Source organism: Amycolatopsis ponsaeliensis (genome assembly GCF_030182635.1).
Classification (GTDB): domain Bacteria; phylum Actinomycetota; class Actinomycetes; order Mycobacteriales; family Pseudonocardiaceae; genus Amycolatopsis; species Amycolatopsis ponsaeliensis.
Genome location: NZ_JAPZLD010000059.1, coordinates 1 through 20,551, shown reverse-complemented (window position 1 = coordinate 20,551; position 20,551 = coordinate 1). Strand labels below are relative to the sequence as shown.

18 protein-coding genes are annotated in these 20,551 nt (G+C 71.3%); 6 read left to right on the top strand and 12 right to left on the bottom strand.

The genetic code is table 11. The features are described 5' to 3' along the window. Positions 1–72: 72 nt before the first annotated feature. Positions 73–960 (bottom strand): LysR family transcriptional regulator, encoded by an 888-nt coding sequence (locus QQ657_RS49320; RefSeq protein WP_284749377.1) that lies wholly within the window; start codon positions 958–960, stop codon positions 73–75. Positions 961–1,041: 81 nt separating this feature from the next. Here QQ657_RS49320 and QQ657_RS49315 point away from each other — a divergent pair, with 81 nt between their 5' ends. From QQ657_RS49315 to QQ657_RS49305, 3 genes are read left to right on the top strand one after another with little or no spacing between them, the layout of a single operon-like run. Next, a complete protein-coding gene (locus QQ657_RS49315; protein ID WP_284749376.1) occupies positions 1,042–2,340 on the top strand; it encodes a type III PLP-dependent enzyme domain-containing protein in 1,299 nt (432 codons plus the stop codon). 40 nt (positions 2,341–2,380) lie between these two features. Beyond that, positions 2,381–3,874: an ArnT family glycosyltransferase gene (locus tag QQ657_RS49310; RefSeq protein ID WP_284749375.1), complete on the top strand. Its 1,494-nt coding sequence runs from the start codon at positions 2,381–2,383 to the stop codon at positions 3,872–3,874. Between the two features lie 46 nt (positions 3,875–3,920). Then, positions 3,921–5,105, top strand: a complete 1,185-nt coding sequence (locus QQ657_RS49305; protein WP_284749374.1) for a 4-hydroxybenzoate 3-monooxygenase — start codon at positions 3,921–3,923, stop codon at positions 5,103–5,105. Here QQ657_RS49305 and QQ657_RS49300 read toward each other — a convergent pair. After that, positions 5,102–7,456 (bottom strand): alpha-L-fucosidase, encoded by a 2,355-nt coding sequence (locus QQ657_RS49300; protein ID WP_284749373.1) that lies wholly within the window; start codon positions 7,454–7,456, stop codon positions 5,102–5,104. The genes QQ657_RS49305 and QQ657_RS49300 overlap by 4 nt on opposite strands. A 237-nt stretch (positions 7,457–7,693) precedes the next feature. On the opposite strand from QQ657_RS49300, the gene QQ657_RS49295 reads away from it, so the two are divergent. Then, positions 7,694–7,960: a hypothetical protein gene (locus QQ657_RS49295; RefSeq protein ID WP_284749372.1), complete on the top strand. Its 267-nt coding sequence runs from the start codon at positions 7,694–7,696 to the stop codon at positions 7,958–7,960. Between the two features lie 420 nt (positions 7,961–8,380). After that, on the top strand, positions 8,381–9,616 hold the full coding sequence (locus QQ657_RS49290) for an SGNH/GDSL hydrolase family protein (RefSeq protein ID WP_284749371.1): 1,236 nt from the start codon (positions 8,381–8,383) through the stop codon (positions 9,614–9,616). Here the strand turns inward: QQ657_RS49290 and QQ657_RS49285 are convergent. From QQ657_RS49285 to QQ657_RS49250, 8 genes are all read right to left on the bottom strand, one after another. Next, complete coding sequence (locus QQ657_RS49285) at positions 9,602–10,885, bottom strand: MFS transporter (protein ID WP_284749370.1); 1,284 nt, start codon at positions 10,883–10,885, stop codon at positions 9,602–9,604. The genes QQ657_RS49290 and QQ657_RS49285 overlap by 15 nt on opposite strands. After that, entirely contained in the window at positions 10,882–11,418 is a 537-nt protein-coding gene (locus QQ657_RS49280) for a GNAT family N-acetyltransferase (protein WP_284749369.1), read from the bottom strand. The genes QQ657_RS49285 and QQ657_RS49280 overlap by 4 nt, the downstream gene beginning before the upstream one ends. An 85-nt stretch (positions 11,419–11,503) precedes the next feature. Beyond that, positions 11,504–12,061: a YbaB/EbfC family nucleoid-associated protein gene (locus tag QQ657_RS49275; protein WP_284749368.1), complete on the bottom strand. Its 558-nt coding sequence runs from the start codon at positions 12,059–12,061 to the stop codon at positions 11,504–11,506. Continuing rightward, positions 12,058–12,402 (bottom strand): type VII secretion target, encoded by a 345-nt coding sequence (locus QQ657_RS49270; RefSeq protein WP_284749367.1) that lies wholly within the window; start codon positions 12,400–12,402, stop codon positions 12,058–12,060. The genes QQ657_RS49275 and QQ657_RS49270 overlap by 4 nt, the downstream gene beginning before the upstream one ends. Before the next feature lie 4 nt (positions 12,403–12,406). Beyond that, entirely contained in the window at positions 12,407–14,374 is a 1,968-nt protein-coding gene (locus QQ657_RS49265) for a hypothetical protein (protein WP_284749366.1), read from the bottom strand. A gap of 8 nt (positions 14,375–14,382) precedes the next feature. Then, positions 14,383–14,850, bottom strand: a complete 468-nt coding sequence (locus QQ657_RS49260; protein ID WP_155549674.1) for a hypothetical protein — start codon at positions 14,848–14,850, stop codon at positions 14,383–14,385. Between the two features lie 20 nt (positions 14,851–14,870). Further along, positions 14,871–15,713, bottom strand: coding sequence for an ESX secretion-associated protein EspG (locus tag QQ657_RS49255; protein ID WP_284749365.1), 843 nt, complete (start codon positions 15,711–15,713; stop codon positions 14,871–14,873). Positions 15,714–15,879: 166 nt separating this feature from the next. After that, the gene (locus QQ657_RS49250) at positions 15,880–16,803 is read right to left on the bottom strand and encodes a 2-dehydropantoate 2-reductase (RefSeq protein ID WP_284749364.1); all 924 of its coding nucleotides are present in this window, start codon (positions 16,801–16,803) and stop codon (positions 15,880–15,882) included. Positions 16,804–16,982: 179 nt separating this feature from the next. Here QQ657_RS49250 and QQ657_RS49245 point away from each other — a divergent pair, with 179 nt between their 5' ends. Then, positions 16,983–17,837, top strand: coding sequence for a hypothetical protein (locus tag QQ657_RS49245; protein ID WP_284749363.1), 855 nt, complete (start codon positions 16,983–16,985; stop codon positions 17,835–17,837). A 194-nt stretch (positions 17,838–18,031) separates the two neighbouring features. On the opposite strand, the gene QQ657_RS49240 is transcribed toward QQ657_RS49245, so the two are convergent. Then, entirely contained in the window at positions 18,032–19,537 is a 1,506-nt protein-coding gene (locus tag QQ657_RS49240; protein ID WP_284749362.1) for a DUF222 domain-containing protein, read from the bottom strand. A 168-nt stretch (positions 19,538–19,705) separates the two neighbouring features. After that, positions 19,706–20,389 (bottom strand): flavin reductase family protein, encoded by a 684-nt coding sequence (locus tag QQ657_RS49235; RefSeq protein ID WP_284749361.1) that lies wholly within the window; start codon positions 20,387–20,389, stop codon positions 19,706–19,708. Positions 20,390–20,551: the final 162 nt, after the last annotated feature.

The window sequence follows — 20,551 nt, the reverse complement described above, 5'->3', positions numbered from 1 at the left end:
TCCTGTCCGGTCGTGAGCATACGCCGCGCGGGCACCCCCGCCGGGTGATCCACGTCGCCGGACGCTCTCTGCCTACTCTCGCGCGCCGCGGGCCGCCAGCCGCACGAAAGCCCGCACCACCGGCGCCGCCGTCCCGGCCCGCCAGGCCAGCCCCAGATCGATCACCGGCACCGGCTCCTCCAACCGCCGCAGCACCACCCCGCGCCGCTTCAACCCCCGCGCGCGGTGCTCCGGTACCGCCGCGATCCCCGCGCCCTCGGCGACCGCGCGCATCAGCTGCTCGTCCTCCGGCTCTTCGCGGACGATCCGCGGCACCCCGCCCGGCCAGACCTGCGCGCTGATCGCGTCGTACTGGCCCGGGCCGTTCTCCCGCGGCCAGAACACGACCGGCTCCGAAGCGATCCACGCCCGCCGCAGCCGGCCGCGCCGCCGGGCCAGCGCGTGGCCCGACGGCAGAGCCAGCAGGACCTCCTCCGACCCCACCACCGCCACCTCGACGCCCGGCGCCACCACCGGCGGCCGGACGAACCCCACGTCGATCTCGCCCGCCGCCAGCCGAGCGAGGTTCAAGCTCGTCCAGCCCGTCTCCAAAGCCAGCGCGACGTCCGGAAACTTCGAGCGGTACGCCGCCACCAGATCGCCGGCCAGCGGGCCGGGCGCCGAGCGCGTGTACGCGATCCGCAGCCGTCCCGCGTCGCCCCGGCCGGCCGCCGCGATCACGCCGCGCGCCCGGTCGAGCCGGTCCAGCAGGTCCCGGGCCTCCGCCGCCGCCACGCGCCCCGCCTCCGTCAACGCGAACCGCGGACCAGACCGGTCGAGCAGCGCCACCCCCAGCTCCGCTTCGAACGCCCGGATCTGCTGGCTCAACGAAGGCTGTGACACGAACAGCCGCGCGGCGGCCCGCGTGAAGTGCATCTCCTCGGCGAGCACGGCGAAGTAGTGCCAACGGCGCAGGTCCACCCAGCCACTATAGGACGAACCTATAGATCAAGAGGGACGAAGTCTTGGACCGGCCCCGCGCAGCGCCCCAAGACTGGGGACGTGAACCGCACCGACCGCAAGCTCCACGCCCTCGCCGCCGCGGCGGACGCCGGCCTCCTCGACCCGATGGCCGGCTTCGTCGACCTCGCCGGGATCCGCGAAGCCGTCGAAGACCTGACGAAGGCGTTCGCGCCGCTCGGGCGCGTCCAGCACACCGTCGCCGCCAAGGCGTGCGGCCTGGCCCCCGTCCTGCGGTACCTCGCCGACCTCGGGGTCGACGCCGAGGTCGCGAGCCCGGGCGAGACGGCGGTCGCCGAAGCCGCCGGTCTCCGCGGCCCGCGGCTGGTCCTCGACTCCCCCGCCAAGACCACCGCCGAGCTCGCGCACGCCCTCGGCGAGGGCACCGCGATCAACGCCGACAACTTCCAGGAGCTGGCCCGGCTCGACGCGCTCGCCGGGGACCACCCGCGCTCGGTTCTCGGCCTGCGGATCAACCCCCAGGTCGGCGCGGGCCGGATCGACGGCACCAGCACCGCGACCACGACGTCGAAGTTCGGCATTCCGTTGCGGGACAACCGGAATCTCATCATCGATGCCTTCGTGCGACGGCCGTGGCTGACCCGGCTGCACGTCCACGTCGGCTCTCAGGGCTGCCCGCCGGAGCTGATGGCCGACGGCGTCGCCGCGGTGCACACGCTCGCCGAGGAGATCAACGCCGCGGCCGGGCGCCGGCAGGTCACCAGCCTCGACCTCGGCGGCGGCCTGCCGGTGAACTTCGCTTCCGAAGACCCGGGCCCGACCTACGCCGGCTACGTCTCGACGCTGCTGGCGAGGGTCCCGGCCCTCGCCGACGGGCGCTACAGCTTCGTCACCGAGTTCGGCCGGTCCCTGCTGGCGAAGAACGGCTTCCTCGTCAGCACCGTCGAGTACACGAAGGTCGCGGGCGGGCGGCCGATCGCCGTGACGCACGCGGGCGCGCAGGTCGCGGCCCGCACGGTGCTCCAGCCGGAGCACTGGCCGCTGCGGCTGACCGCGCTCGACCCCACCGGCAGGCCGAAGACCGGGCCCGAGGTGGCACAGGACGTCGCCGGGCCGCTGTGCTTCGCCGGCGACCTCCTGGCGAAAGAACGGCCGCTGCCGCTGCTGGAGCCCGGTGACCTCGTCGTCGCGCACGACACCGGCGCCTACTACTTCGGCGCGCACTACGCCTACAACACGCTGCCGCGCCCGGCCGTGCACGGCTTCACGGTGAGCGAGCACGGCGACGTCCGGTTCACGCCGATCCGCCGCGTGCAGTCCGTGGCCGAGCTCGTCGCGGACGCGGGCGGCGAATTCGTCGGAGCGCTCCCGGAGGCGTGATCATCGGCGTAGCATCCGGGCACGCCGAGGGGAGACTGCCATGGGGGCCGGTCGCGAGCTGCCGCGGTTCGCCGCGCTGCCAGTGGGAATCGTCGTCGCCGTGCAGGCGGTGATCCTGACCGCGTTGTCCGGCCGCTACGGCTTCCACCGCGACGAGCTGTACTTCGTCGCGGCGGGCCGCCGGCCGGACTGGGGCTACGTCGACAACCCGCCGATCACGCCGTGGCTCGCGCGCGCGTCGACGGCGGTGTTCGGCGAGACGCCCACCGGCCTGCGCGTGGTCGCGACCCTGCTCGGCATGGCGACGGTGGTGGTCGTCGCGCTGATCGCCCGCGAGTTCGGCGGCGGCCGCGGCGCGCAGCTGTTCACCGCGATCGCGACGGCGCTCTCGGCGTACGTCCTGGTCGTGTCGCACATGCTGGCCACCAACTCGGCGGACGTGCTGCTGTGGTCGCTGATCGCCCTGTTCGGGTTGAAGCTCCTGCGCACCGGTGACGGCCGGTGGTGGCTCGCCGTCGGCGCCGCCGCGGGGGTCGGCCTGGCGAACAAGTGGCTCGTCCTGCTCCTGCTGTCCGGGCTCGGCATCGGCGTGGCGATCGCCGGGCCGCGCCGGGTGCTGCGGACGTGGTGGCTCGCGGCCGGCGTCGGGATCGCCGCCGTGCTGGCCGCGCCGATCGTCGTCTGGCAGGCGTCGCACGGCTGGCCGATGCTGACCGTCGCGGGCGGGATCAGCGAGGACGACGGCGTCGAGAACCGCGTCCTGTTCGTGCCGATGCAGCTGGTCTACCTCTCCCCCGTGCTGGTGCCCGTGTGGATCGCCGGGCTCGTGCGGCCGTGGCGCGACCCCGCCCTGCGCTGGGCCCGCGCGCTCGCGATCGCCTACCCGGTGGTCTGCGCCGAACTCCTGGTTCTCGGCGGGAAGCCGTACTACTCGGTGCCGTTGCTGCTGCCGCTGGTGGCACTCGGCGCGGAGCCGGCGCTGCGGTGGCTGGCTCGCGGCGGGACGACGCGGCGGGCACTCACCGGCGCGGCCGCCGCAGTGTGCGCGATCGTGTCCGTCCTCACCGGACTCCCGGTGGTCCCGGCGCCGGCCCTGAACGGCCCGCTGCTGGCGGTCAACAAGGAACCCGGCGAGCAGGTCGGCTGGCCGGGGTTCGCCGACACGGTCGCCGGCGCGTGGGCGCGGATCCCGGACACCGAACGGGACACCGCGGTGATCCTCGCCGCCAACTACGGGGAGGCGGGCGCGCTCGAGCACTACGGACCCGAGCGCGGGCTGCCCCAGCCGTATTCGCCGCACATGTCCTACGCCGACTGGGGCCCGCCGCCGGACCGGCAGGTCGGCCCGGTGCTGCTCATCGGGAGCTTCGAGCGCGGTTCGCCCGCGTCGCGGCTGATCACCGGCTGCCGCGTGGTCGCCAAACACCACACCGCCGAAGGCGTCGACAACGACGAGAACGGCGTCATGCTCTCGCTGTGCACGCTGACCGAGCCGTGGTCGACGGCGTGGCCGGTCCTGCGTCAGTTCTATTGATCAGGCACAGCTACTGATTTGCCCGGTTCGCGCTACCCTCGGGCGCATGGTGGCGAGGCGCACGGCGGTGGCCGTGGTGGGGGCGGGCCCGGCCGGGCTCACGGTGGCGAACCTCTTGCGGCGCGCGGGGATCGGCTGCGTGCTGCTGGAGCAGGAAAGCCGGGCGTTCATCGAACAGCGGCCGCGGGCCGGGTTCATCGAAGAGTGGGCCGTCCGCGGGCTCGAGCAACGCGGGCTCGGTGAGCAGCTCGTCGCGAAGGCACCGCGGCACGAGAAGTTCGAGTTCCGGTTCGCCGGGCAGCGGCACACCTTCCGCTACGGCGACGTCACCGGGCAGCGGCATTTCGTTTACCCGCAACAGCTCCTGGTCACCGATCTGATCGCCCAGTACACCGACGCGGGCGGTGAAGCGGTCTTCGAGGTCTCCGACGTCCGGCTGCACGACCTGACGTCGGACTCCCCCGCCGTCACGTTCCGGACCGCCGAGGGCGAACACCGGATCGACTGCGACTTCGTGGCCGGCTGCGACGGCGCGCGCGGTGTCTCCCAAGGTCACCTGCCCCCGGAAACCACCGTGAAGTCCCACCACGACTACGGAATCGGCTGGCTGGCCCTACTCGCGGAAGCGCCGCCCTCCGCCGACGGAGTGCTGTTCGGCATCCACCCGCGCGGGTTCGGCGCCCACATGGCCCGCACGCCCACGGTGACGCGGTTCTACCTGCAGACCGCGGCGGGCGAAACCGAAGAGGACTGGCCCGACGAGCGCGTCTGGACGGAGCTGCAGGCCCGGCTGGCGGTGCCCGACGGCCCGATCACCGAAGGAAAGCTGATCGAGAAGCGGATCCTCGATATGCACAACTACGTCGTGGAGCCGATGTCCCACGGCCGGCTGCACCTGGCGGGCGAGTCGGCGCACCTGGTCGCGCCGATCGCGGCGAAGGGCATGAACCTCGCCCTGCACGACGCGTTCCTGCTCGCCGAGGCCTACCAGGCGCACTACGCGGGCGATCCCACGCGGCTGGCCGGGTACTCCGACGCGTGCCTGCCGCTGGTGTGGCAGTACCAGGAGTTTTCGCTGTGGCTGTCGGACATCTTCCACCACACCGCGGCCGCGGGCGACAACCCGTTCGCGGCGCGCATCGCGGAAGCCCGGATGCGTCGCCTGCTGGGTTCACCCACGGCCGCGGCGGCGTTCGCGGAGCTCTACATCGGCAAGAACGCCGACCTCTAGCTCCAGGCGATCTTGAACACCCAGGTGAAGCGGCCCGCCTGCCGGGCCGCGGCCGGGACGTCGATCACCAGCGAGCCGTTTTCCACGGTCCAGTGCAGGTTCCCGCGGTACCCGAGCATCGTCACCCGGTCCCCACTCCGGATCGGCACCGGCGCGTCGACCACCAGCCTGCTGCCCGGGGCTGCCAGTGAATGCACGTAGAACGCTTCGTTCTGCTTGACCGTGAACCGCAGGTCGCCGAGCTGGGCCATCCGCGACCAGTACGTCGTGCCGTAAATGGCTTCGCCGTTGACCTTCAGCCATGCGCCCGCGTCGCGCAGGTGCTTCTGCATGACGTCCGGGATGGTGCCGTCGAAGTCAGGGCCGATGTCGAGCAGGAAGTTCCCGTTCTTCGACACGATGTCGACGAGCGTCCGGACGACCTCCTCCGCCGTCATGTACCGGTCGTCGGGGGTCGCGCGGTTGTAGCCGTAGGAGAACGGGTCGAGCCCGCGGCTCGACTCCCATTTCGCCACCACGGTGTTCGGGTACGTCGTGTACTCCGGCGTCGTGAAGTCGTGGTCGGGGATGCCGCCGCGGTCGTTGTAGGTGACGTCCTTGGGGCGCTTGCGGTTCTTCGCGTGGTTGAAGTACTCCGTGAGCACGTTGCGGCTGTCGTTGACGCCGCCGATGTCGAACCACAGGACGTCCGGGTCGAACTCGGAGATCAGCTCGAGCACCTGCGGCGCCTGGTAGTCACGGACGAAGTCCTTCCCGGCCGTGTAACCGGTGTAGGGCAGCGGCGCGCCGGTGTACGGGTTGCGCGGCGCGTGCCCCATCCACGGGTTGTCGGGGTTGAACCACTCGGGCAGCGAGAAGTACAGGCCGTTGCGCAGCTGGGGTGTGTACTTCCGGGACGCCGCGAACAGCTCGGCGATGACGTTGCGCTTCGGGCCGAGTTTCACGGAGTTGCGGTCGCTGACCTTGGTGTCCCACAACGCGAAACCGTCGTGGTGCTTGGACGTGAGGACGTAGTACTCCGCGCCCGCGTCCGCGATCAGCTTCAGCCAGGTGCGCGGATCGAACTTCGCCGCGGTGAACATCGGGATGAAGTCGTCGTAGGCGAAGTCCTCGCCGTACTTTTCCTTGTGGTAGGCGTAGGTCGCGCCGTTCGGGTCCTGCTGGTTCTGCCAGTACCACTCCGCGTACTGCTGGCCGACCGGCGCCCACGCGGGCACGGCGTACACGCCCCAGTGGATGAAGATGCCGAACTTGCTGTCGTTGAACCAGTAGGGCGCGCGGTGCGTCGACAGCGACGCGTCGGTCGGCCGGAAGTCCGGGACGCCGAGGGTGATCGGGACCTGCTGGGTGGCGAGGGTGCCGCGCCCGGCCGTGACGCGGACCTGGCCGTTCGTGGTGGTCCCGGGCGGCACGGACGCGTTCGGTGCGAGCCCGAGCCGGACCGTCGCCTGCTCCCCCGGCGCGAGCGCGCGGATGGTCGCCGGCACGGTCGTGCGGCCGCCGGGGACGTCGACGGTGACGCTGACCTTGTCACCGGCCCCGAGCCACACCGTGCCCGCGTTGACGACGGTCGCCTCGGCGGCCTGCGGACCGCCGTCGGTCAGCAGGTTGGCCGTCGAGCGGCCGTCGAGGATCAGCGCCGAGCGGCCCACGGCCACCGGCTGCAGGGTGAGCGCGAAGACGTGCAGGCTGGAGACGTTCGGTGCCGGCGTGGCCGTGGTGGGCAGGGTCAGGGCGACGGCGTCGCGGGCCGGGTCGACCCAGACCTGGCCGGTGGCCAGGGAAACGGGGTTGTTGTCGACGACGCCGCCGGGTGCGTAGCGGAACGGCGAGACCAGGGCGCCGGTGCCGGTGTACCAGTCGGGGCCGGAGAGGGAGCCGGTGCTCGTGCTGCCGTCGGCGTAGTGGACGGTCGCCGTGCCGCCGCATGCGCCGTAGCTGGCGGCGACCAGGAAGTAGGCGACGAAGTACCGCCCCTTCGGCAGGTCGATCGTCTGGCCGGTGGCGGCGATGTCGTTCTTGGCGCCGGCGGCCGCGGAGCCGAGCTTGAACGGGACGCCGCCGACGGTGGCGGTCTGCCCGACCGGCAGGTGCTCGGCCGGGAAGGTGTAGCCGGAGCCGTCGAAGTCGCCGCCGGGGGCCGAGGCGCTGTCGATGCCGTCGTTCGAGAACCAGGCGTCGAGGGCGACCGGGACGGGCGGCGGGGGCGGGACGATCGGGGTGCCGGGCGCGTCCGGAGCGGCGTCCACGGGCACGCCAGTGGCACCGGCCGACGTGTGCCCGGCCGCGCTGAGCGCCACAGCGCCACCGAGGGCGATACCGAGAGCCTGACGGCGAGGGAAGGTCGTCACTGAACCTCCAGGGATCGGATGACTACGGCGGAATGACGACAGAGTTCGCCCCTAGTTGGCAAATCTGTCGATGGCGGAGCTGATTCATCCGATGACTGACCCTGCTCGCTGCGCCTTCCGCTGTCAAGAGCCAACCGGACCGATCGTTATGAACCGTGCTCACGTCCGGCCCGTGGTTCTCGGTAACGAGCTGCAGCACTCGCCGTCAGAACCCAGCCGCGTCGAAAGGCCAGACCGATGTCCACCTACCCGAGCGCACTGAGCCGCCGCGCGATCGCCATGTTGAAGGCGGTCGGCGAGGGCCGAGCCGAGCTCCGCTGCAGCTGTGAACCCGACCTCCGCGTGGACGGGTTGTCGTGCTGCGACCAGAACACCGCCCACGACCTCGCCCGCGCCGGGCTGATCCGCGCGATCGGCACCCCGGCACGCGGCCAGTGGGCCCCGGCCGAACTGACCGACGCCGGGCACCGCGCGCTCGGCGGAGGCCTTCCCGCCGCCGCCTGAGCCTCCCGCTCGAAAGCCGTGAAGGGCACCCTCATGGACGTCACAGCCATGAGGGTGCCCTTCACGGCTTTCGCGTCTTCCGATGCGGCGACGCAGTGAGGTCGACACAGTGAGGTCGACAAAACCCCGAACCGGGCTGAACCGCCCCGGGCCGGGGACCGTGCTTTGGGTGAGGGCGTCTCGCACACGCCCTCCGGAGTCGCCACGACGCAAACGATCCGGGCCAGCCTCCGCCCGATCGGGACCGGGCACTCCGGCGAGCGGCCGTCGCGGCAACGGCCACCTCGCGCGGGCCCGTCCGGCATCCCCAGAATCCCGGACGGGCCCGCTCCCCCGCCGTGTGCACTGTCCGGGATCTTGTCCGATTCGGTCACCTGATCAGCGGTCGCTGGTCCGGAGCAGTCACGCCACTGTGAGTGCATGCGACGCTTTCTGGCCGTGAGCGCGGCACTTCTGGCAGGGCTCGGCATCCTCACGACGTCCGGCAGCGCGAATCAGGTCAGTGCCGATTCACAGAGTGCTATCCCCGTAGTCGCCGAGCACGCCGTCGGCGGCTGGGTCGGCACGTGGGCCGCCGCGCCCGCGTCCGCCGTCGCCAACACCCCGGACGGCTACCCCGGCTTTTCGATCCGCAACGTCGTGCACACCAGTGCCGGCGGCGGCCGGGCCCGCGTCCACCTGTCGAACGCCTTCGGCGCCACTCCCCTGACCTTCGGGCACGTCACCGTCGCGGTCCAGGGCACCGGCCCGGACGCCGTGCCCGGCACGCTGCGGTCGCTGACCTTCGGCGGCGCGCCGAGCGTCGTCGTCCCGGCGGGCGGCGAAGCCCTGAGCGACCCGGTGAGCCTGCGGGTGCCGGCCGACGTCAATCTGCTCGTCACGACCTACGTGCCCACGAAGTCCGGCCCGGTCACCTACCACCCGGCCGCGTCGCAGACGTCGTACTTCACCCGCGCGGGCGACTTCGCCGGCAGCGAGTCGGGCGCGCCCTACACCGAGCAGACGTCGGTGTGGCACTACGTCTCCGGTGTCGACGTCCAGGGCAGTGCCGAGGCTTCGATCGTCACGCTCGGCGATTCGATCACCGACGGCGTCGGAAGTGTTGCCGGGACCAACCACCGCTGGCCGGACTACCTCGCCGACCGGCTGCACGGCCGCTTCGGCGTGCTCAACGCGGGCATCAGCGCCAACCGGCTGCTGCTCGACGTGCCCGGCTCGGGCGCCGGCCAGAACGCCTTGTCCCGCTTCGACCGCGACGTGCTGAGCGTCGGCGGCGTGCGGACGCTGATCGTGCTGGAAGGCATCAACGACATCCAGCAGAACCCGCACCAGACCGACCCGAACGCGATCACCTCGGCCTACCGCCAGCTGGTGACGCAGGCGCACGCCCGCGGCATCCGCGTCCTCGGCGGCACGCTCACGCCGTTCAAGGGCTGGGGCGTCTACGACGAAACCCTCGAAGCGACCCGCACCGCGGTGAACACGTTCATCCGCACCAGCGGCGTGTTCGACGGCGTCGTCGACTTCGACGCCGCCGTCCGCGACCCGGCCGACCCGCTCCGGATGCTCCCGGCGTACGACTCCGGCGACCACCTCCACCCGGGCGACGCGGGGTACGAGCGGATGGCCGCCGCCGTCCGCCTAGACCGGCTGTGAGCGCGGGATGAACAGCACCGCCACCAGGCTGAGCACCGCCACCCCCACCAGGTAGAGCGACACCGAGAACGAAGTCCCGGTGGAGGTCTGCAGCGCCGTCGCGATCAGCGGTGCGAAGCTGCCGCCCAGCACCGCGCCCACCGCGTAGGAGAACGACGCTCCGCTGTACCGGAACCGCGGCTCGAACAGCTCCGCGAACAACGCCGACTGCGGCCCGTACGTCGCGCCCAGGCCGATGTTCAGCACCACCACGGCCACGATCAGCCAGACCGCGGCCTTCGTGTCCACCAGCAGGAAGAACGGGATCGGCCAGACCACCAGCAGCACCGACCCGGCCAGGTACACCGGTTTGCGGCCGACGCGGTCCGACCACGCGGCCGTGACCAGGATGCTCACCAGCCACGTCACGCTGCCGACGATGACCACCACCAGCAGCGTGGTCCGGTCGATCTTCAGCACCGACGTGCCGTAGGACAGCAGGTACGCCAGGAAGATGTACCCGATCGCGGTGTTCGCGATGAAGCTGCCCGACGCCACGAGCAACGCGCGCGGCCGCTCCCGGAAGACGTCGACCATCGGCCGGTTGCTGCGCGCCTCGGTCTCCCGCAACCGCGCGAACACCGGCGTCTCCTCGATCCGCAGCCGGATCACCAGGCCGACGCCGACGAGCACGATGCTCGCCAGGAACGGCACCCGCCAGCCCCACGCCGCGAACTGCGCGTCGGTCATGGTGCGGCCGAGGATGAAGAAGAACAGCTGCGCCAGGATCAGCCCGGCGGGGACGCCGATCTGCGAGAACGCGCCGTACCGGCCGCGATGCCCCTCCGGCGCGTGTTCGACCGCCATCAGCGCCGCACCGCCCCACTCGCCACCCGCGCTCAAGCCCTGCAGCAACCGCAGGACCAGCAGCAGGATCGGGGCCCAGACACCGATCGCGGAGTACGTGGGCAGCAGGCCGACACCGACCGTCGCCACGCCCATCAGGAGCAGCGACAGCACCAGCATCGCCTTGCGGCCGACGCGGTCGCCGAAGTGGCCCCACAGGATCCCGCCGACCGGGCGGGCCAGGAACCCGACGCCGAGCGTCGCGAACGCGGCGAGGGTGCCGGACGCGGGCGAGAGCGTCGTGAAGAAGAGCTTGCCGAACACGAGCGCCGTCGCCGTGCTGTAGATGAAGTAGTCGTACCACTCGATCGTGGTCCCGATCGCGCTCGCGACGGCGACCCGTCGCAGCTGCCGAGTCGCCTCGGCCGGCGCCGGCGTGCTCACGAGCCCGCGAGAGCCGGCAGGAGGTCTTCGGCCAGCAGGTCCATCAACAGCCCGTCGTGCCAGCTGCCGTCCGGACCGCGCTCGTAGGAGCGCATCGTGCCGACCGGCTGGAAGCCGAGCGACTGGTAGAGCTGGATCGCGGACTTGTTGTCCGCCGCGGGGTCGATCACCACCCGGTGGTGCCCGCGCACGCTGAACAGGTGCTCGGCCAGCGTCCGGATCGCGTCCGAGCCGAGGCCACGGCCCTGCCAGTCCGGGTGGACGGCGATGTCGATCCCGGCGTGCCGGTACTGCGGGTCGGCCTCCTCGAAGGCCAGCTCGATGCCCACGACGACGCCCTCGTGCTCGATGGCGTACGTCGTGGTGCCGTCGTCGGGGTCCAGCAGGTACGAAACCTGGGCGGCCACCGGTTCTTCGGCGTCCGCCCACCACCGGGCGACGTCCGGGTGCGACAGGATCTCCTCGAACCGGGCGGCGTCCGCGGCTGCGGCGGGGCGCAGGCGGACGCGGCTTCCGGTGATCAGGCCGGTCATCGGCTCAGTGTCGACCCCCGGAAGCCGTCTGTCGAGGAGTGCCGCCCGGCCGGGCCAAGCCGGTCGGCGGGTCCTCAGCCCCCGGTCACCACGGGTTGTTGTCCTGCTCGTCCGGGTCGGCGGCCCCACTGCGACGCGGCGGCGGCGACCCCGGGGGCGCCCCGGCGCTGCCGGCGGGCGGCGCGGGCGAGGGTGGGGTGGGCGGCGGTTCGGCGGGCGGCGGCGGCGCGTCCTCCGGCTCGTCCGGGTCGGGGAACCGGCCGCGGAGGTTGTCCAGCAGCAGCGTCCGGGTCTCGCGGTCCTCGTCGCCGAGCTGCTCGGTCATCACGCCCGCCACGCGCTCGGCGATGCCGGACTGGGCCCGCCGCATGGTGGTCAGGATCGTCCGGGACAGCTCGTCCAGCGGGAACGACTTGATCTTGTTGCTGAACGTCAGCTCGGTGACCGTGCCGTCGGCACCGACGGTGACGCTCACCGCGCCGTCGCCGCTGCTCGCGGTCAGCCGCAGCCGTTCGGTCTGCTCCTGCGCGGCCTGGTAGCGCTCGGCCTTGGCCGCGAACCCGGCCGCCCAGTCGTCCATCCGGCGGATCGTCTCGTCGGGGTCCCGCATCAGGTCCCCCAGGCCGGTGTTCGGGCCCGTCATGCCTGCACCTTCGCTTCCGCCGTGCGCGGCGAGGCCGCCAGCTGCCGCTGGAACGGCTGGGCGTTGCCCTCTTCCCCGTCCCGATACGACTGCGCGGCCGTCTTGACGTTGTCGGCCAGGCCGCGCACGCCCTCGCTCGACGCGGTCAGCGCTTCCTTCGCCTTCTCACCCGTCGGCCGGATGATCGGCGGGAGGAACGCGCACAGCAGCCCGTAGGCGTGGTCCGACATCGCCGAGTCGGCCGCGGACGCCGCCGTGTCGAGCCGGTCCACCAAGCTCTCGACGTGGCTCGCGTGCGCGACCAGCTCGTCCGGCTCGACCTCGAAACCAGCGGCCGTCATGCCCTCACTTCCAATCCTGGTTCTTCCAGTCACCGATCACCGGAGGCGCCACCGCTTCTTCGCCCGCGAAGAAGTTCGGGTCGTCGCTCTCGAGGTAGTCGGCCGCCTTGTGTTCCTTGTCGTCTTCCTTCTTGCCGCCACGGCCGGCGCCCATGCCGCCCATGCCCGGGCTGCCCGCCGCACCGGCCTTGCCGCCGGCCGCACCCGCGTTCCGCATGGCGGCCGCTTCGGCCTCCGCGGCCGCGCCCGACGCGGCACCACCGCTCAGGCTGCCCGCGCCGCGCATGCCCGCGCCACCGGCGCCACTGCCCGAGCCGCCGATCCCGCCGAGGGAACCGCCGCCGGCTCCGCCACCGCCGGGGATACCGCCGAGGCGGCTCGCGATGCTTTCGCCGTTGATCCCGCCACCGCGGCCGATGGTCGGCATCTTGCCGATGCCGGAGCCGCCGCCGGGGATACCGCCCGGGCCGGTGCCGGTGGGCAGGCCGGTGATCGGGTCGATGCCGGGCGGGGTGAAGCCGGGGATGCCGCCGCCGCGGATACCGCCGCCACCGCCGCCCGAGGTGTCCGGGATACCGGGGATCGAGCCCGGGTTGAAGCCGCTGCCGCCGGGGCCCCCGCCGCCGGGGATACCGGACGGCGAGAAGCCCGACGACGTCGTCCCGTCGCCGCTGATCGGGATCGACGACCCGGGGATGCCGGAGCCCGTGAAGCTGCCGCCACCCGGAATCTCCGGGATGTTCGCTCCCGAGAAGCCCGAGCCACCGGCGCCCGAGCCGCCCGCGCCACCGCCGCCCGACGCGGCCGGGATGCCCGCGCCGGAGAACCCGGAACCGCCCGCACCGGAGCCGCCGCCGGGGATACCGCTGCCGGAGAACCCGGAACCACCGGAGCCACCTGAGCCCGAGCCGTCACCGGGGATGCCCGAACCCGGGATGCCGGACCCGGGCGCACCGGCGCCCGGACCGTTCACGCCGTCGAGACCGCTCGTGGTCCCTTCGGCCGGGATCCGCGCCGAAAGCGGGTCCATCGCCGTGCGCGCCGTCAGCGGCTGGGAACCGTCCGTGCCGGCACCGGCACCGCCGGCCTGGCTGGTCGCCGAACGAGCCGTCGCCGACGGCAGCTTCGGCGGAGCCGGGAACCGCGGCGTCGCGACCGCGCCGCCGATGGTCTCGTCGTACTGCGTCATGATCTGCGCGGCGTGGTCCCGGGCCGCCGTCTGCGCCCGGTAGGTCTGCATGGCCTCGCCGGCCGCCGCCGCGTACTGCACCGGGTCGGTCATCGACATCAGGCGCTGGTTGGTGCTCTGCAGGTCGAACTGCACCGGCGGGTTCGCGACCATCTGCCGCTGGGTCTCGTTGAGCGCCTGCGAGTGGATCTCCTGCTGGCGCCCGGCGAGCGTCGCGCCCTGCGCGGTCGCGCCCAGCCACTTGCCGACCCCGGCGAGGTGCTCGCGCACGGCGTCACCGGCGTCGCCCTGCCAGTTGCTGGTGCTCGCGTTGATCGCGTCGCCGAGGGTCTTCTGGTGGGTGCCCAGGTCGTTGCCGACCGCGACCCACTCCTCCGACGTCTCCGCGACGGTCGCCGGGTTGGCGTCCTGCGTGATGGCGTCGTTCATCTGCTCGTGGCTGGCGTTGGCCCACAGCGTCTTCGGCGCGCCGCCGTTCTCGCGCATGGCGAGACCCTCGTCGAGGCCGTGCTTGGAGTTGTCGAGGTGCTGCTGGTACAGCTCCTGGATCTTCTTGTCGCGCAGCACCGGGTCGACGGCCGGGCCGAGCCAGCCGGCCCGGATCTCGTCGTCGATCTGCTGGGTCGCCATCTCCCGGATCTCGTCACCCGAGGGCGTGTTGTCCGTCTTCAGCGGCCCGACGTAGTACTTCGACGACGAATCGGCGGTCACGTCGTAGAGCGGGCTGCGCGGGTTGTAGTCCGGGGACGAGGGGTCCGACACGGACTCGGCGGTGGCTGCCACGGTCTCCCTCAGCTCTGGTCGGCGGTCGGGAGCGACGTCAGCGTCGTGCGCGTGGTCTCTTCCCGGGACTTGTAGTTCTGCTTGGCCAGCTTGATGGCTTCGATGTAGGTCGGGAACTCCTGGCGCGCCGCCTGCAGCTGGGTGACCAGGCCGTGTTCGTCGGCCGCGGTGCTCACCATGTGCGCGGAGACCCACTGGCCGGTCGCGGTCCGGCTCATCGCGGGCGCGTCGTGCAGCCGCTGGAGGTTCGCCCAGCGCTGCTCCAGGGACTCGAGCACGCCTTCGAGCGCCTCGATCAGCTGGTTGCCCGTGGTGTCGTCGATGGCGAAGCCACCGGACTGCGCGAGCCGCTTCAGCTGCGCACCGGCCAGGCCGACCCGGACGGCGGCCAGCGCCTTGGTCTCGGGCGTCGTGGCGGACTGCAGCTGCATCGTCGCCTGGAGAGCCTGGGCCGTCGCCTCGGTCTCTTCCGTCATCAGAAGCTGTTCCTTCCCGGTCAGTAGACGGCGGCGATCGCTTCGCGGATCGCGCGCGCGAGGTCGGCGCGGCCGGCCGGTACGTATTCCGCCGTCAGTTCGCCGGCTTCGCCGGACTTGGTGTGCACCAGGTAGCGGCCGTCGGCGGTGTCCAGCCAGCTCAGCGGTTCGCCCGCGAGCCGCTCGCCGCGCCGGCTCTGCGCGGTGACGGCGATGTGGCCACCGCCCAGCCGCGGCTCGGCCAGCACCCGCTCGAGCACCGCGACGTCGGACGGCTTCGGCGCCGGCGGCCGGCGGCCCGGCCGCACCACCGCCTTGACCTCGATCATGCCGAAGGCGTCGGTCTCTTCCTCGTCGAACTCGGCGTCCGCGATCCGCTTCGCCGCCATGGCCGAGACCTCGCGCCCGGCGGCGCGGTGCACGACGTGCTTGCCGGTGGTCGCGGCCGGAGCCGGGGGCAGCACGCCGGTGACGACCTCGACCAGGTCCTCGTCGGCGAACAGCGAGAACAGCAGGTCGTCGGTGTCCGCGGCCTGGGTGATGCCGAGCGCCTGGGCGCCGTCGGTGACCACCAGCACGGCGACGTCGGCGCCGAGGCCGTCGATCCCGCTCACCGCAACCGAAACGCGCGGCGCGGCCAGCAGCTCGAACGCCGTCCGCACCCCGGGGTGCAGTTCGCCCGAAACCGAAAGCCGTCGCTCCTCGAGCGCGTCGTAGACCTGGCGCGCGACCCGCACGAACCGCACCGGGTCCGCCGGGAGATTGCCCGCGCGCAGCGGGTAGCGCCGCACGTCACCACCGGTGGCTTGGCCCACGACGAGGGCTTCGACGACCTCGAGGACGAACTCGAACCTGTCCGCCATTTCCCCTCGCTGTGTTCGTCGTTAGATACTCGAGTCGTCAAACCCTCAAGCAACTTTCCTGCCAAAGGTTATCAGTGCCCCGGGACCCCGCGTCGGCACCGCCACGCGGGTGCCCGAAAGACCACGATCACCGGCCTGTGCGGGCAAAGCGCGGTCGGTGACGAGATCACCCGATGCGGTGCTGGTGCACCCGCAGCTGCAGGGTGACGAGATCGAGAATCGGCACGGCAACACCCAGCTCACGGGCACGCGCGGTGAGATCGCCGAAGATCTGGTCCCCCTCGACCGGGTGACCGCCGAGCAGATCACGGTAGAGCGAAGATCCACCCATCCCGGGGTCCGTGACGGTCTTTCGGGTACCCGCGAGCTCGGCCTCGGGCACCGGGTACCCGGCGGCCTCGGCAACGGCGGCCGCTTCGGCCACGACGGCTTCGGCGAACTCGGTGCCTCCGGGGACGGCGACGACGTCGCCGATCGTGGCGCGCATGAGGCTGTTCACCGCGCCGATCGCGGCGATGAACACCCACTTCGCCCACATGGACTCGGTGATCCGCTCGTCCAGGGTGGCACCGAACCCGGCGTTCTTGATGGCTTCGTCGACGTCACGCAGCTTTTCGGGCGCGGGCTCCGTGCGGGCGCCGTAGGCCAGGCTCTGCAGCGGGCCGAGCCGCCGGATGGCGCCGTCGTCGTCGATCGTCGTCTGCACCTTGGCGACCCCGCCGAGCACGGCGTCCTTGCCGAACCGCGCGTCGAGGGCGTCGATGTGCGCGAGCCCGTTGAGGAACGGCAGGATCAGCGTGCCGGGGCCGACGGCGGGGGCGAAATCGTCGATGGCCGAGGCCAGGCCGGTCGCCTTGACGGCCACCAGCACGAGGTCGTAGGTCCGGTCGAGGGCGCCGGTCTCGACGAGCGGCGGGTGGAGGACGGTCTCTTCACCGAGGCCGGTGATGCGCAGGCCGCGGTCCCGCAGCAGCTTCGCCCGGCCCGGCCGGACCAGGAAGGTGACGTCGCGGCCCGCTTGCAGCAGCCGTCCACCGAAGTAACCACCGGTCGCGCCGGCGCCCACCACCAGAATCTTCAAGTCGCTCACGACGTGACGCTACGCCTCCCGGGCCACCGTCCCAGTCTCCGGACCACAGCTTTTGCACAGCAACGCACAGCGAAACGACAGGTCGTTTCGCGAGCGCCGGGCGTTGACCAGGCATGGGAAGACGGATCCGCTGGACACTGACGGCCGCCGGGCTGGCGGCGGCCGCGTTGACGGCCGGGATGGTCGTCGTGGTCGACGGGCACCGGGCAACCCCGGCCGCGGCGCCATCGGCCGTGTCCTCCACGGCGCCGGAGGACACGGCGGTCAGCCCGGTGGCATCGACGTCCGAGGTCCCGTACCCGGACTTGTCATCGGTGGCCGGCGAGGTCAGCGAAGCGGTGACGGCGGCTTCGCGCGGCACGAGTGTCGGATTCGTCCTGTACGACCGCGAGTCGGGCAAGGAGCTGGCATCGCTGGACGCGGACCGCCCGTATTACACGGCATCGGTGGTCAAGCTGCTGATCGCGATCGACGAGGTCCGGTCGAACGGAGGCTGGGCCCTGCCGGACGCGGACGCGGTCGAGGACCTGACGGACATGCTGGAGGGCAGCAACGACGCGATCGCCTCGGCATTCTGGGAGCAGAACGGCGGCAACGCGATCGTGACCCGCACGGCGGCGTTGATCGGGCTGTCGCACACAACGCCCCCGGCCGACCCGACCCAGTGGGGAATGGCGAAGACGAGCGCAAGCGACGTGGTGGCAACGTACGAGTATTTGCTGGACGAGGTCCCGGACGACGTGGCGGCGCCATTGCTGGCGGCATTGGGCAATGCGCGCAATCCGGCGGATGACGGGTGGGATCAGTATTTCGGCATCCCGGACGCCTTGCCGGGGCGCTCGTGGCAGATCAAGCAGGGGTGGATGATCCTGCGGAATGCGCTGGTGCTGAACACGACCGGGGTGGTGGGTGGGCGGTACGTGGTGGTGTTGATGACGCAGCAACCGTTGGTGAGTTCGGCGAAGGGCCGCGAAGCGGTGACGGCGGGAATCAAGACATTGGCTCCGCTGCTCAGCCAGCTCGACGCGACTTGAGGTGGGTGGCCCGTGCAGGGTGACCGGCGGCTTCGAGCCCCGGCTCAGCCCACGGACAGACGCCGGATGACAGCAAGAGCCCTGGGGCGGGCTGCGGAGTTTGAGATTTCGGGGCAGAGGCTTGCTCATCGGCCCGACGGAGATCCAGCGCGCGGGTGCAGGCCCGCAGCCGGTTGACTGCGGGCCTTTCCCGTTCACGCTGCGAATGGCAATGGTGGGTGCAGGTTGTTGCGCCTGGGTCTTCGGCGTTTGTCCAAGAACACCGGTGGCAGGAACTCGGGCAAACCGTCGGCGGCGATCCTTACCTGCCAGCCGGAACGGTGCAGCAGCCGGTGGTGGTGAGCGCACGTCAGGACCAGGTTGCCCAGCTCGGTCGGGCCACCATCAGCCCAGTGGCGGACGTGGTGACCCTGACAATGCCGAGGTGGGCGATGACAGCCCGGGAATGCGCAGCCGCGATCGCGCAGGTACAGGGCGCGGCGGAGTGGGGTGGAGATGAGGCGGCGCTGGCGGCCGAGGTCGAGGGGTTCGCTCTTGCCACCGAGGACGACGGGGATGAGCATGCAGTCGCAGGCGTGGATCCGGGCTTCGGCCGCAGAGATGGTGCCGAGGTCGCCGAGGGTGGCGCGGCCGACGCCGGGCTTGGGGGTGGTGCCGGTGCTGCCGAAGGCGGCCTGGCCGATGGCGGGCGTGGTCGCGGTGCTGCCGAAGGCGGCCTGGCCGGTAGCGGGCGTAGTCGCGGTGTTGCCGAAGGCGGTCTGGCTGGCAGCGGGCTTGGGCATGGTGCCTGTACTGCCGAACGCGGCCTGACCGGCAGCGGTCTTGGTTGTGGTGCGCGGGTTACCGAAGGTGGCCGGGTTGGTAGCGGGCTTCGGCATGGCACCGGTGCCGCCGAGGATTGTTGTGGCGAGGCCGGACTTCAAGTCCGCCAACGACACCGCCACCATCACATGCGCCCGCTCGCCGGCCTGCATCGGCAACTCTGGGGAGTTGAGGGCCAGGTCGATCGCGTCGGAGAATGCGTCGCCGTTGCGTTCCAGCGGCGAACGCAAGTCCGGTCCCTCATCGCTGGTGCGGCGTTGTGCGAGAGAGTCGAGCAGGGCGCTGGCTCGGGCGCCGGTCTCGTCGTCGAAACGGCCGTTCAGCTCCCAGAACCCGGTTCTCTTGCGGCGCAACGACAGTTCGCGGCTGGGCGTGACCGGTTCGGTCTCGTCGGGTTCGGTGCCGTCGGGGTCCAGGTGGGCCACGATCCGGGCGCCCAGTGCCGCGACCTGCTTGTGGCTGGCCTCGGAGGCGAACGTGAGCAGGTGCTGCTCAGCCTCGTCGCGGTGCTCGGATGGGATCTGAGTCATTACGCCGACGATCGTGTCGATCATCGGGGTGCTCAACCGGCCATCCGAGGCAGCAAGACCGGTGGCGGGAGCGACCGCGGGGATGGGGGTGCCGTCGAGGGTGTGAGTGGAAGTGAGGGCTCGGGCTCGTTTGATGATGGTCTCGGCGGCGGACTTCGGGACGTCGGCAAGGTGCTCGAAGAGCCGTGCGACAGAACGGTAGCCGAAGAGTTCCATCACGCCGCGGGACTCGATTTCCACGAGCAGAGAGCCGATCTCGGCTTCCAAGGAGCGCATGGAAGTGAGCAGCGTGGAGATGCGGTCGGCCAGGGCCACCGCATCCGCTTTCCACACCGCTTCGCTGTCCATACAACAAGATTACCGGCATTCGAACGCATGTCATCACTCGAAAGGATGATCCAGCGCAAGCCCGGCAGGGGCACCGTTGCGTGGGGAATCGGCGCTCCGGCACCGAGCAGGAAGCAACAACACGAAGCGCCGATTTCCCACGCCCCGGCGAAGCCGGATCCCTAAAACTCAAGAAAGACGAGCCCGTTCGATATCCGGCCCCCGATACATCCGCTCGGGAATCCGAGCCAAAGTAGAAGGATGAACCTGCGACCCCAACCCGTAAAGCTTCTGAAAACTCATGATCAAAGGCCGCCAGGCATCAGGATCGATGTGATCCGAACTCCCGGGCACCAAAATCTCCGGATGCACGAAAACCCGCTGAACCCGAACCTCGATGGCAACAATCCCCCCACGCTGCTGAGGATCGTCATCGGCAACAGGATGCACAGCCTCGACAACGGCCTCCATCGCAACAGGACACTCGGCAACCCGAGGCGGAGCAACAGTCGAAGAAGCAACCGGAGTCAGCCCAGCACGCGAGAACTTGTCCGCGACGTGGAAATAACCGCGAGAAGTCTTCCCCGCGGGAACCGGATCCGACCCCGTGGTCAACGCCAACCGGTCGACAGCCGCCGCAAGCGCGTCGGAAGGGAGATTCAGCACGCACTCCCGCGTGCGCAACAGGTTCTGGGCGGTCTTGGACCGGGCACCAAGCCCGAGCATGGCGCGCCAGCCGAGCCAGAATGCCGAGGACATCGGGGCCAGGTTCGCCGACCCGTCCTCGTTGGAACTGGAGATCAACACGACCGGGGTGCCGAAGTACAGGATTCCGGGCTCGATGGCCGTGTGCGCAAGGGTTTCCGTCTTCACACCCTCGATCCTGCCGCCGCCGCGGCAAGAACACTCGCGGGAATCGGCCGTGGGGGGGGGGGGGGGGGGGGGGGGGGGCCCGCGCGCCGCCGCCGCCCCCCCCCGACGCGGCCGCCACGCCGCCGGGCCCCCCCCGCGCCCGCCCCCGCCCGGACCCCCACC